The 12,499-nt window shown below is 48.7% G+C and carries 11 protein-coding genes; 1 reads left to right on the forward strand and 10 read right to left on the reverse strand.

Features of this window, described 5'->3' with window-relative positions; translation table 11 throughout:
• Positions 1 to 2: 2 nt before the first annotated feature.
• The 7 genes from B4C70_RS07395 to gmk are packed head-to-tail and all read right to left on the reverse strand — an operon-like array spanning position 3 to position 7,866.
• Entirely contained in the window at positions 3 to 737 is a 735-nt protein-coding gene (locus B4C70_RS07395; RefSeq protein ID WP_290778074.1) for a Stp1/IreP family PP2C-type Ser/Thr phosphatase, read from the reverse strand.
• 18 nt (positions 738 to 755) lie between these two features.
• On the reverse strand, positions 756 to 2,087 hold the full coding sequence (rsmB, locus tag B4C70_RS07400; protein WP_290778077.1) for a 16S rRNA (cytosine(967)-C(5))-methyltransferase RsmB: 1,332 nt from the start codon (positions 2,085 to 2,087) through the stop codon (positions 756 to 758).
• Entirely contained in the window at positions 2,084 to 3,466 is a 1,383-nt protein-coding gene (gene fmt / locus B4C70_RS07405; RefSeq protein WP_290778080.1) for a methionyl-tRNA formyltransferase, read from the reverse strand. The genes rsmB and fmt overlap by 4 nt, the downstream gene beginning before the upstream one ends.
• Positions 3,467 to 3,475: 9 nt before the next feature.
• On the reverse strand, positions 3,476 to 5,800 hold the full coding sequence (gene priA, locus B4C70_RS07410; protein WP_290778082.1) for a primosomal protein N': 2,325 nt from the start codon (positions 5,798 to 5,800) through the stop codon (positions 3,476 to 3,478).
• A complete protein-coding gene (gene coaBC, locus B4C70_RS07415; protein ID WP_290778084.1) occupies positions 5,797 to 6,987 on the reverse strand; it encodes a bifunctional phosphopantothenoylcysteine decarboxylase/phosphopantothenate--cysteine ligase CoaBC in 1,191 nt (396 codons plus the stop codon). Before coaBC ends, priA begins: the two co-directional genes overlap by 4 nt.
• A gap of 56 nt (positions 6,988 to 7,043) precedes the next feature.
• Positions 7,044 to 7,247, reverse strand: a complete 204-nt coding sequence (rpoZ, locus tag B4C70_RS07420) for a DNA-directed RNA polymerase subunit omega (RefSeq protein ID WP_023468770.1) — start codon at positions 7,245 to 7,247, stop codon at positions 7,044 to 7,046.
• Position 7,248: 1 nt separating this feature from the next.
• The gene (gene gmk, locus B4C70_RS07425) at positions 7,249 to 7,866 is read right to left on the reverse strand and encodes a guanylate kinase (protein ID WP_290778462.1); all 618 of its coding nucleotides are present in this window, start codon (positions 7,864 to 7,866) and stop codon (positions 7,249 to 7,251) included.
• 168 nt (positions 7,867 to 8,034) lie between these two features.
• On the opposite strand from gmk, the gene B4C70_RS07430 reads away from it, so the two are divergent.
• On the forward strand, positions 8,035 to 9,726 hold the full coding sequence (locus B4C70_RS07430; RefSeq protein WP_290778087.1) for an Rqc2 family fibronectin-binding protein: 1,692 nt from the start codon (positions 8,035 to 8,037) through the stop codon (positions 9,724 to 9,726).
• Between the two features lie 63 nt (positions 9,727 to 9,789).
• Here B4C70_RS07430 and B4C70_RS07435 read toward each other — a convergent pair whose 3' ends face one another.
• The 3 genes from B4C70_RS07435 to B4C70_RS07445 all read right to left on the reverse strand — a co-directional run bounded on the left by B4C70_RS07435 (position 9,790) and on the right by B4C70_RS07445 (position 12,495).
• Positions 9,790 to 10,701, reverse strand: coding sequence for an FUSC family protein (locus tag B4C70_RS07435; RefSeq protein ID WP_029342116.1), 912 nt, complete (start codon positions 10,699 to 10,701; stop codon positions 9,790 to 9,792).
• Positions 10,698 to 11,600: a hypothetical protein gene (locus B4C70_RS07440; protein ID WP_290778094.1), complete on the reverse strand. Its 903-nt coding sequence runs from the start codon at positions 11,598 to 11,600 to the stop codon at positions 10,698 to 10,700. The genes B4C70_RS07435 and B4C70_RS07440 overlap by 4 nt, the downstream gene beginning before the upstream one ends.
• A gap of 205 nt (positions 11,601 to 11,805) precedes the next feature.
• Positions 11,806 to 12,495: a metal-dependent hydrolase gene (locus B4C70_RS07445; protein WP_023468776.1), complete on the reverse strand. Its 690-nt coding sequence runs from the start codon at positions 12,493 to 12,495 to the stop codon at positions 11,806 to 11,808.
• Positions 12,496 to 12,499: the final 4 nt, after the last annotated feature.

Raw genomic sequence — 12,499 nt, forward strand, 5'->3', positions numbered from 1 at the left:
ATTCAGACCCTCTTTCTTTCTTTGAACCGGATGGCGGCAATCGTAATGTTATCCGCGCCTCCTCGAGCATTCGCTTCTTTCACCAATCGTCCAACGATCTCATCAAGCGGCTCATCCTGTAAGATGATCTGTTCGATGACATCATCTGGCACTTCATCGGTCAACCCGTCGCTACAGACGAGGACGAGGTCATAGTCTGGAGCATCTCTGACTTGAATGTCGACTTCGACCGTTTCGTTCGAGCCGACCGATCGTGTGATGACATTCTTACGTGGATGATTTTCGACTTCCTCATCCGAAAGTTCCCCCATTTGTCGTAACATGTTGACGTAAGAATGATCATCCGTCAATTGTTTTAACGCCGTACCTTCAAGGGCATAGACCCTACTATCTCCAACATGACCGATGACGAGCAAATCTTCGATCCAGCATACGCAGGCAATGGTCGTTCCGACGATTGCAAGTTGCTCGTCTTTTGAAAACTGAAGAATCCGGGCATTCGCCTCGGCTACACGTTGTTCTATCCATTCAGACAATTCCATCGGACGATTTGGCATGAGTGAAAAGGATGCTTCAAATACCTCGCGAACAATTGCACTTGCGATATCGCCAGCAGCATGACCTCCCATACCGTCCGCAACGACGGCAAGACCACGTTCAGCGTTCCCGACGAGTAATACCGTATCCTCATTTTTAGTCCTGACTTTCCCAGTAGTCGAAAGGTGAGCTAACTCCATGACAGTCCTCCGTTCGTGTCAATCTTCTCGTTTTTTAAACGCGGCAATATAGAAGCCATCCGTTCCGACTGTCGTCGGTAACAACTTGAGTTCTGCTCGATCCCCGATCAAATGTCTGACGGATTCTGGCATGCGTGCCGCAAAGGATGTGTCAAAATCGAACCCTTGATCGAGAATGAACGCTGTCTGCTCCTCGTTCTCGGTCGGATCAATCGTACAAGTCGAATAGACAAAGGTTCCACCCTTTTTAACGAGTGGTAAGACAGATGTCAGAATATCTCGTTGAATTTTCGGGAGTTGCTCGAGTTGTTCCGGGCGTTTCGTCCATTTGATATCTGGTTTTCTTCGAATGACACCGAGTCCTGAACAAGGTGCGTCGACAAGAATCCGATCAAACGATTCTACTTCAAAGCGGTCTCCTGCTTTACGAGCATCTAACGCTTCTGCTTGAACAGTCGTAAGACCTAATCGTGTCGCTTGCTGTTCAATCAATTTAATCTTATGTGGATGAAGATCAAGTGCCTGTAGTGTTCCCGTCGTCAAACCTTCAGCAATATGCATCGCTTTCCCACCAGGTGCGGCACAGCTGTCAAGTACATGATCAGATGTTTCTGCACCGAGTGCACGGGCGACGAGCATTGAGCTCTCATCCTGCAGAGAAAGATACCCACGGTCAATCAGATCCGTTTTTTGAACGCTTCCTCGTTCGATTTCGAGACCATCTGGCGCGACCGTAGATGGGTTTGCCGTCACACCTTGGTCGAGTAGAAGCTCGATCGCTTCCTCTCGCGTCGTCTTCGTCCGATTGATGCGAACCGTGACCGGTGCAGGTGTGTTATTCAATTGACAGATTTGAAGCGTTTCTTCCGGACCAAACAGTTCAATCCAGCGTTCGACGAGCCACTGCGGATGACTCGTTTCGACGCTGATTCGTTTTGCAACAGGCTCAATCTCAGCGAAATGGGGCATTCCCGCCCGTAATACATTCCGGAGCACTCCGTTGACGACTTTCGAGACGTGGACTTTCCCACGTTTTTTAGCAATCTCGACAGCTTCATGGATGACGGCATGATCCGGTACACGATCAAGATAAAACAATTGATACACACTCATCCGTAATAATGGACGCATGAACGGATCAAGTTTTTTCTGTTTCGCTAGATACGGCTCCAAAATATAATCCAGTGTCAATTCACGACTGAGCGTCCCGTAGACGAGTTCTGTGAACAAGCCGACATCCGTTGCTGAGATAGCACGCTTTTCAAGCATCTGGTGAACTGTGATTGTCGAGAAGGCACCACCTTGACCAATTTTCATTAGTGTCGCTACTGCTGCGTCACGTACGTTCATGCGTTCTCACCTACTTGTTGTCCGAGTTCAAGCGATTGACCGATCCCGCGCATGAACGTGGCACCATCCATCCGTTTTTTTCCGGACGGCTGTAAGTCGATCAGCTTCAACGCTGTTTCCGAACCTGTCGCGATGACGGGACCATCCGCTTCTAAAGCAATGATTTCACCTGGTCGTCCCGTTCCTTTGACTTTCGTCGCGAAAAAGACTTTCAATCGATCATCACCAAGCATCGTGTACGTACTTGGGAAAGGATTCATTCCTCGGATTTGATCATAGAGTGTCTCACCCGGTAACGTAAAATCAAGCCGTTCCCGTTCACGTGAGATATTCGGTGCAAACGTCGCTTCTGCCTCGACTTGTGCTTCCGGTGTCAATTCACCTGCGAACAAACGCGGTAACGTCTCAAGCAACAGACGCGCTCCTGCGTCCGCTAATTTTTCAAACATCGTTCCAACTGTATCGTTCTCTTCGATCGGAACAATGATTTTTGACAACATATCACCGGCATCCAATCGATCGACCATGTACATGATCGTCACGCCTGTCTCTTTTTCACCATCGATGATTGCTTGATGAATCGGTGCACCGCCACGATATTTCGGTAAGAGTGACGCATGGACATTGATCGCCCCAAAACGTGGTGCTTCCAAAATCGCTGTCGGTACAATCTGACCGTAAGCTGCCGTGATAATGAGATCTGGTTTTAAATCAAGGACGTCCTGATAGTCTTCACGAATCCGTTTCGGTTGCAACACAGGAATATCGTGTTCCATCGCGACGAGTTTCACAGGTGTCGGTTTGACTTCCCGTTTTCGTCCGACCGGCTTATCGGGTTGTGAGACGACACCGACGACGTCATATCCGGCATCGATCACTTCACGCAGTGTTCCTGCCGCAAACTCAGGCGTCCCCATGAAGACGACGCGCGGTTTTTCTTGCTCGACGAGTTTATCCGTGAACAGGACACCGTCTAAATGATCCATCTCGTGCTGGATGGCACGTGCAAAAAAGCCGTTTGCCTTGATTTTGACCGTCCGCCCGAGACGATCTTGAGACTTGACGACGATGCGGTCGAACCGTTCGACCGGTCCGAAAATGCCTGGCATGCTGAGGCATCCTTCGTCATCGATTTGTGAACCATCGGCTTCGATGATTTCCGGATTGATCAGCTCGATCGGTCCTGTCTCATCATCCGTATGGACGACAGCTACACGGATCGGTTGATTGATTTGCGGTGCCGCTAAGCCGACACCATCATATTCGTACATCGTATCGAACATCCGGTCGATCATCTTACCGAGTTTTTTATCGAACTTCGTGACAGGTTCACATACCTGTCGTAATACATCATTTGGTACTTCTACTACTTTATACATACAGACACCTCACATGAATACAAATGGATTCAAGTCGATCGCGACTTGTGTTTTTGATTTTTGACGACGGGCTAAGATATCACGGAGATGTGTCCGGACATCTTCCTGCCCTTTATGTTTAATTAAGACCTGTTGTCGGTACATATTCTTCAGTCGAGCAAGTGGCGCATCGAACGGTCCATTGACGACTAAATCCTCCGATTCGAAAGCCCGCAGCTCAGAAGCAATCTGTTGCGCTTCTGCTTGTGCTTCGAGTGGATGTGTCGCCGAGACCGTGATCAGACCAAGGAACCAGAATGGAGGGTGTCCCCCGAGTTTGCGCAACTGCATCTCCCGCTTATAGAACGTTTCGAAATCATGCTGTTTTGCCGTCTGAATGACGTAGTGTTCCGGATTATAGGTCTGGATGATCGACTGTCCGGCGAGTTGCCCCCGCCCGGCACGACCCGACACTTGCGTGATCAACTGAAATGTTCGCTCACTTGCCCGAAAATCCGGAATACCGAGCGTCGCATCGGCAGCGAGCACCCCAACGAGCGTGACATTTGGAAAGTCGAGACCTTTTGCGATCATCTGTGTCCCGAGAAGAATGTTTCCTTCCTTACGCTCGAAGGCATCGAGTAACTTCTCGTGTGCGCCTTTACGAGACGTCGTATCTTGATCCATCCGGATAATGCGCGCTTCCGGAATCAAATGCGCCAACTCTTCCTCGATTTTTTGCGTCCCCGTTCCGAACTGACGAATCTTCGTCGATTCACAGGACGGACAAGTTTTCGGCATCGCCGCCTCGAATCCACAATAGTGGCACTTCAAGCGATCTTCATGTTGATGATACGTTAAATTGACGGCACAATGCGGACATTGAAGCGTTTCCCCGCAATCCCGACATAAGACGAATGTCGTGTACCCACGACGGTTCAAAAGTAATACCGTCTGTTCCCCACGCTCGATTCGTTCTTTGATACCTTCGACGAGCGCGAGGCTGAACGGAGTCCGATTGCCCCGTTCAAGTTCTTTACGCATATCAACGATGTCGACCGGAGGCAGTTCCCCACCGAATCGTTCGCGAAGCGGTAAGTAACGATAGACCCCTTTTTGTGCCCGCGCATACGTCTCAAGTAATGGCGTTGCACTTCCGAGCACGACGGGACAACGATGATAGGCCGCTCGCCATTTTGCAACATCACGCGTATGATAGCGCGGATTCTCTTCTTGTTTATAGGTTGTTTCATGTTCTTCATCGAGAATGATGATTCCGATATTCGTCAGCGGCGCAAACACGGCGGACCGTGCACCGACGACGACATCGACCTCGCCTTGAGCGATTTTGCGCCACTCATCATACTTTTCTCCGAGCGATAGACCGCTATGCAGGACAGCGACCCGTTCTCCGAAACGACGTTTGAACCGTTTGACCATCATCGGTGTCAGACTGATTTCAGGGACGAGCAAGATCGCTTGTCTACCGCGTTCGAGTTGTGCATGAATCGATTCAAGATAGACTTCCGTCTTTCCGCTTCCTGTTACGCCATGTAACAAAAACGTTCCGGTCTCAGCTTCAGCCGTAATCGCCGAGACAGCTTCCTGTTGCTTTTCCGTCAAAGAGGACGGCACAAAGATGTCTTGGACGAGATGCTCGTAAGGATTTCGCCGTACATCAATCGTCTCAACTTCAATGATGCCCTTTTTCTCGAGGGCGTTCAATGTTGCGCTCGTTGCGCCTGTCGCCTGCTTGATTTCACTCCAAAGCGCATTCGGAAATTCTTGGATATACGAGTAAAGTGCCACTTGTTGGCTCGCTTGTTTCGTAAAAGTTGCCTGTTCCTCGAGGAGACGAATCCGTTTATCCGTCTTAGACGTCTTTTTCTCACGAATGACCGGTTGAAGCGTCACGTCAGCTTGTTTCGCCGCTGTTAAGATGATTTGTTGGACTTCCGTTGGTAATTGACTCATTTTCTTACCTTGATATGCCCGAAGTGGGCCCGACTCGACTATGACCAGTTTATCATAACTCACCTTCAAGGCAGCCGGCAGCATCGCAAGCAGTGCCGTCGCCTGAAAACACAATGTCGTTTCTGATAGATAAGCCGACAGCTCGAGTAATTCCTGCGTATAGGTCGGCGTCTCATCTAAGACACGAACGATCGATTTGACGTTCGTCAGATCAGATGTGGCTTTCGTCCCGACGACGATCCCAAGCAACGCACGTGGACCGAACGGAACCTCGACGCGCATCCCGGGAACGATCAGCTCCTGCCAAAGTTCCGGCACGGCATAATCAAATGGACGATCGACAGTGGCCGCTGCGACATCGACGATGACTTCAGCTATCATGCCAATGCCTCCGCAAATTGGCGCATGAGCGCTTTAGCGAGCGTCGATTTCAATTGTTGATCGTATCGCGTGACGGAATCATTCTTCCCGAAGACGACGACCTCATTTTCGTCGCTGACAAATCCGATGTCAGAACGAGAGACATCATTCGCGACAATGAAATCCGCCTTCTTTCGGACGAGTTTCTGTTTCGCGAACGTCTCGACGTCCGTCGTCTCCGCTGCAAATCCAACTAATACCTGATGTTGTTTCTGCTCACCGAGCGTCTTCAGAATATCCGTCGTCTCCTCGAGTTCAATCCGCAATGGTCCGTGAATTTTCTTCTGCTTCTGATCGTACTGGACAGACGGTCGATAGTCAGCTACGGCAGCGGACATGATGACGATGTCTTGCGTCTCATAGTCACGTAACATGGCTTCAAGCATCTCTTCCCCTGATTCAACAGCAATCGTCGCCATCCCGGTCGGTAATCCGATCCGAAGGGGACCATGGACGAGCGTGACATCTGCTCCTGCGTCTCGTGCCGCCTCTGCTAGCGCAATTCCAGTTTTCCCTGAAGAATCATTCGTCAAATAACGAACCGGGTCAATCCGTTCAACGGTCGGACCTGCACTGATCAAAACTTTTCGCCCAGCTAGATATTTTTCTTCAAAGAACGTTGAGAGTGTTGCGACCAAATCTTCTGGTTCCGGTAAACGACCTTTTCCGACCCAACCACATGCGAGATTTCCGACTCCCGGTGCAATCACCTGGACACCATCCTGCTTGAGTTGTTCGATATTGCGGACAGTCGCCGGATGTTCGAGCATGTTGACATTCATCGCCGGTGCGACGATGACGGGACACGTTGCTGCAAGGATCGTCGTCGTAATGAAGTCATCTGCGATCCCGTGCGCGAGTTTTGCAATCAAGTTCGCGGTTGCTGGTGCGACGACGATTAAATCCGCTTCGTCCGCTAAATCGATATGGGCGATTTTTGACGGATCATGCTCGATGAAGACATTGTCATAGACCGCTTTTCGCGTCAGTGCTTCAAACGTCGTCTTACCGACGAATTGTTGCGCATTACGCGTCATCGCGACTTGAACGTGTGCGCCTGCTTGGACGAGTTTTGAAGCGAGTGCTGCTGATTTATAGGAAGCGATTCCACCGCCGACACACAGTAGAATGTTTCGGTTGGTTAACATGTAGGTGTCCTCCTTATTGAAAAAAACAGCCACGATGACAAGTGGCTGCTTCAAAATTAGTCTTGCGGTTGGTTCGTGACGGATACTTCTTCGAAATAAAGCTCTTCTAAAGCTTTCCCGACCGGTTTATGCGATTTTGGGTTCGTGACTCTCACGCGTTTCCCGTCTTGGATTTGACGCGCACGCTTAGCGGCAACTGTAACGATCGTATATTTCGATGGCACTTTCTTTTGAAGCTTATCAACTGATGGATATAACATATCACTTAACCTCCATGGCTTTTTTATATAGGGAAGCGACACGTTCCCGACTGCAATGTTCCGCTGTGACGATTGCTTGAATTCGATCACAGGCTTTATGAATTTCGTCGTTCGTCACGACATAGTCATACGCATCCATCATCTCAATCTCTTCTTTAGCGACGAGAAGACGTTGCTTGATGACTTCCTCTGATTCCGTTCCACGCCCTACGAGGCGGTTCCGTAATTCTTGGAGGCTTGGAGGTGCAAGGAATAAGAAGACAGCTTCCGGAAAATGTTCTTTGACCTGCATGGCCCCTTGAACTTCGATTTCGAGAATGACGTCTTTTCCTTCATCTAGGATCTGGTTCACCCATTCGACAGGTGTTCCATAATAATTCCCTACGAATTCAGCATATTCCAAGAGTTGATTGTTCGCAATCATCTCTTCGAATTCTTCACGCGATTTAAAGAAATAGTGAACACCATCTGCTTCTCCTTCGCGCGGTTGGCGCGTCGTACAGGATACCGAGTAATGCAGATCATTATCCTGATCTTCGCGCAAGGCACGACAGACCGTTCCCTTTCCGACACCACTTGGACCAGATAATACGAGTAATAAGCCACGCTCTTTGAAAATCACTTCAAAACCCCTCCATCTCACAAACTTCACATTGTTTCATATTAGCAGTAGAGACGGGAAGTTCGCAAGTCATCTTTTTTAGCTCGACTGCTTTATCATACCATAACGATGCCATTTCTGTTACCTTTAGAAAGTGAGAACGAAATCAAGAAAGAAGGTAATCGTATGGCTTTTGACGGATTGATGACGACACGCGTCGTCGAAGAACTCCAACCGCTCGTCGGAGGACGGATCAATAAGGTATACCAACCGTATACATTGGATTTAGTATTCCAGGTCCGGGCCGAGCGAAAAAACGTATTGTTGCTCGCCTCTGCGAATGCCATGTATGCACGAATGCACATTACGTCGGAAGCGGTCAGCAACCCGAGTGAACCCCCACTCTTCTGTATGATGCTCCGCAAACATGTCGAAGGTGGGTTCATCGAATCAATTGAACAACTCGAACGTGACCGAATCATCGTCTTGCGCGTCCGCTCCCGGAACGAACTCGGTGATGAGGAAGCGAAAAAAATCTATGTCGAGTTGATGGGACGTCACTCGAACATCATTTTGACCGATGGACAAGATAAGATCCTCGATGCGATCAAACACTTACCACTCAGTCAAAATACCTTCCGGACGATCATGCCAGGGATGACATACCAGCTTCCGCCGGCACAGGATAAAGTTGATCCGCTTACGGGAGATATCGAAAAGACCCTTCACCGAATCGACTGGAACGCTGGGAAACTCGATCGACAGTTACTTGGTCTCTTCAGTGGTCTATCTCCGCAAATTGCAAAGGAAGTCGTCACACGGGCAGGTCTTGCTAACCGGACGAATCTTGCGTCTGCCTTTCAAGATGTCCTGAAGGAACTCGATGGTCCTTATGTCTTACAACGGATGGAAGGTGGTAAGGAACGCTTCGCACCGGTCCGGCTAACGGAAGGATCCATCATCGACGAGAAGACGTTCGAGACGAGTGGTCAAGTCCTCGACGCCTTCTTCCATCAAAAAGCAAACCGCGATCGCGTCAAACAACAAGCAGCCGATCTCGAACGGTTCATCAAGAGCGAGTACGATAAGAATATCTTAAAGCGCTCAAAACTCGAAAAAGATTTAGAAGCGACGTTACGGATGGATGAATGGAAACATAAAGGGGAACTGCTGACGACCTATCTTTATCAGCTCGAACGCGGGATGAAGGAAGCGACCGTCGTCGATTACTATGATCCAGATGGTGTTGAGATCACGATCACGCTTGATCCTCGTTTCTCGCCGAATGAGAACGCGCAACGTTATTACAAACGGTATAACAAATTAAAAACCGCCAAAGTCGAAGTCGCGCGTCAGCTCGAGAAGAACCAAGCTGAGATTGCGTACTTCGAAGGCTTACTTGCGCAACTCGATGTCGCATCCCCGGAAGACATCCGGGAAATGCGCGAGGAACTCGTCGAAGAAGGTTATCTGCGCGAACGACAAAAGAAGAAAAAGAAACCGCAGCTCCCACAACTCGAAGAATACCGTTCTTCGACTGGTCTTCCATTCTTCGTCGGAAAGAATAATAAACAAAATGATTACGCGACGTTCAAGTTCGGACGCAGGTCCGATACGTGGTTACACACGAAGGATATCCCGGGATCACACGTCATCATTCAAAGTGATGCACCGGACGAGACGACGTTGAAGGAAGCAGCGATTGTCGCGGCTTATTTCTCGAAAGCACGTGAGTCGAGCCAAGTTCCGGTCGACTTCACGGAACTACGTTATGTCAAAAAACCGAGTGGTGCAAAGCCCGGATTCGTCATCTACACGGATCAAACGACTCTTTACGTCACACCTGATCCAGATGTCGTCCAATCCTTACGTCAATGATGCTACACAAAAAAGCGCTGTTTCTCCTAAGTGACATTTAGGAGAAACAGCGCTTTTTCATCTTCACTTCATTTTTTCTAACTGTTCCCGGTAATCGAGCAAATGCCCATGGATGATATCCTTCGCCTCGCTTAATTCTTGATCGAATGAGAACATCGCTTGTTTTCGTTCGTGGGAGAAGATGACATCGTAATGATGGCTGAGTAAGAAATCAATTTCCTGACCGAGCGTCTTTTCTTGTTCTTCTGTCATCGGGATATCCCGGTGACTAGCAATGCTTTCAAGCAAGACGAGCAACTTGTCTTCAAGATCAACAAGCTCCTTCAGTCGAATGAACGCTTCACTTTGACCGCTCGCCACTAGTGGATATTTTTGATCCTCTTGAAGCATCAACATCATTTCCTCATGTTTGAGGATTTGTTTACGGACAGTCAGCAAGCGTCCATCATCTTGCACAAGGCTTCGCCAATCTTCCATCAACTGTTGCGTCGTTTTTTTGACGAGTAACAGTAAGCGGTCTTCATAATGTGGCGGGAAGACGATGTAATTGACGAGGACGGCAGATAATACCCCAACGACAGTCAACAACGACCGTGATAAGGCATAGTGGACGTAGTCAGCGGTCGGGCTCTCGAACATCAAGACGATGGCAAAAGCCGCGAACGTCGACATATCCGTTCGTCCAATCATCGAATTGAGGACGAGCGAGACGACGACGGCGAGTCCGATCGTCAGTGGATTGGCACCAAGTGTCGCAACGATGGCGAGTCCACACATCAGTCCGAGTACCGTTCCGAAAATTCGATTGAAGACGATTTTAAATGAACGATGGATCGTCGGTTGCATCGCAACGATGGCTGCGACAGCCCCCATTCCTGAATAAATACCGAATACATACCAAGAGATGCTGAGTGCAAGAGCTACCGCGATACCGGTCTTGATCGTTCGAAGTCCAATCCGAAACTTTAATTTCACTCGAGCGTCACCTGCCCGACTTCACTATTGACTGTCACTTCCGGTTTTTCTTGTTTCGACAGTTCATAAATCGTCTCATCCTTATTCTTTTGTTTCGTATATCGGTCAGAGGCTTTAATATCGCCTCCCGTGTCAATCGTAATCGTACCGGCTGATTTATCTGGTTTTAGCTTCGTCGCGCCGTCAATCGTCGTGACATCAAGACTCAATTTCGCCATATAGTCTGCCAGTGAGACACTCTCGCCTGTCACCTGCGCATGGACGGCGTCCATTTCCTTGACGGAAATCGCACGTGTAGCATTCAGTGTAATCTCATCACCTTTTACTTTATCGAGACTCATCGCTTCTCCGTCCATCTCGATCGTTTTTGCGTAGATGCCCATTCCTTTAAGTGTTCCAGCATCGACATCGACACGGTTCATATAACTTGGTAGTCCCACTTGAATCGTATAGTCTGCTGTTTTTTCGCTCGGACGATTGCCAAGTCGAGATAGCCAACCATCTCGTCCTGTCACCGTCACCGTATTCGTCGATGTACTGATTTTCAGTCGTTTGCCACTCGACGCACTATCGACGAGCTTGATTTGGACGTTTCCATCTGTGCTTCGAATGAATTGTACCGTTGCGTGCGGCGCCTCGATGGCGAGAGATTTATAGCGATTCGTCGTTTTGAATGTTTCGCCTCGTGATAACAATTCCGTTGAGACGAGCAATGTGATTGAATAGATGACGACAAGTCCGAGAATGACACCACCGTATAAATAAAGCGGTCGCTTCACTGGTCCTTTTTCTCCAATCCGGTTCAACCGTGCATCCATCTTTTGTTTTTGTTTATTTTTTAAGCGTGTGAACGACGATTGTTTTCGTTTCCGCACACTCCTACTGTTATGCTCTTCCATGTCAGCCCCTCCATCTCATGTCTACCATTATTCCGAATATCTGAATCGGCTGTCAACAGCCCCCTTCTTATCATAGAAGAAGTTCACCGTTTCGCCATCGGGCGGAAGAAGGAAGCGTCATCGGATGAACCACTGACATTCCAGAACAATAATCGACAAAAAGGAGAGGAACATTGACGTTTCCTCTCCTTTGCTTAAGAACGGATTATAATTCGAGTGACTCGCCGATCGCGAGTGGATGACCCGTTTGACCTTGCGCTTCAATCTTTTCACAGAATGCGTTCGCATCTTGTTTGATTAAATCAAATGTATCGTAGTGGATTGGTACGACGGCTTTCGCTTGCAACATATCTGCAGCGATCAACGCATCATCCGGACCCATCGTGAAGTTATCACCGATCGGTAAGAAGGCTAAATCGATTTCGTGATGAGCGCCATAAAGGGCTAAATCCCCGAACAGTGCCGTATCGCCTGCATGATAGATTTCCTTTCCTTCGATCGTCAGCAAGAATCCAGCCGGCATCCCCATGTACGTAATCGTCTGTTTTTCCTCATCGATGATACTTGATGAATGGAATGCCTGTGTCATCTTCACTTTACCAAACGGGAATTCAAACTGTCCGCCGAGATTCATCGGATGAACGTTGAGGCCTTTGAAACTCAGATACGTCGCCAGTTCGTGCGTAGCAATGATTGTTGCTCCCGTGGCTTTCGCGATACGCTCTGCATCCAGCATATGATCGGCATGGGCATGGGTTAACAAAATAAAATCTGCCTTGACGTCATCTGGATTCGTCGTCGCTTTTTCATTACCACTAAAGAATGGATCGATGACGAGATGGTGACCATTCGTTTCAATCGTTACTGTTGACTGTCCATGATAAGTTAGCTTCATCTAA

The sequence above is a fragment of the Exiguobacterium sp. UBA5002 genome (genome assembly GCF_002396765.1).
Lineage (GTDB): Bacteria > Bacillota > Bacilli > Exiguobacteriales > Exiguobacteriaceae > Exiguobacterium_A.

What these genes read in the sequence shown, in the direction of transcription:
- B4C70_RS07395 (WP_290778074.1), bottom strand. Translation starts at nt 737, where the DNA reads ATGGAGTTAGCTCACCTTTCGACTACTGGGAAAGTCAGGACTAAAAAT.
- rsmB (WP_290778077.1), bottom strand. Translation starts at nt 2,087, where the DNA reads ATGAACGTACGTGACGCAGCAGTAGCGACACTAATGAAAATTGGTCAA.
- fmt (WP_290778080.1), bottom strand. Translation starts at nt 3,466, where the DNA reads ATGTATAAAGTAGTAGAAGTACCAAATGATGTATTACGACAGGTATGT.
- priA (WP_290778082.1), bottom strand. Translation starts at nt 5,800, where the DNA reads ATGATAGCTGAAGTCATCGTCGATGTCGCAGCGGCCACTGTCGATCGT.
- coaBC (WP_290778084.1), bottom strand. Translation starts at nt 6,987, where the DNA reads ATGTTAACCAACCGAAACATTCTACTGTGTGTCGGCGGTGGAATCGCT.
- rpoZ (WP_023468770.1), bottom strand. Translation starts at nt 7,247, where the DNA reads ATGTTATATCCATCAGTTGATAAGCTTCAAAAGAAAGTGCCATCGAAA.
- B4C70_RS07430 (WP_290778087.1), top strand. Translation starts at nt 8,035, where the DNA reads ATGGCTTTTGACGGATTGATGACGACACGCGTCGTCGAAGAACTCCAA.
- B4C70_RS07440 (WP_290778094.1), bottom strand. Translation starts at nt 11,600, where the DNA reads ATGGAAGAGCATAACAGTAGGAGTGTGCGGAAACGAAAACAATCGTCG.
- B4C70_RS07445 (WP_023468776.1), bottom strand. Translation starts at nt 12,495, where the DNA reads ATGAAGCTAACTTATCATGGACAGTCAACAGTAACGATTGAAACGAAT.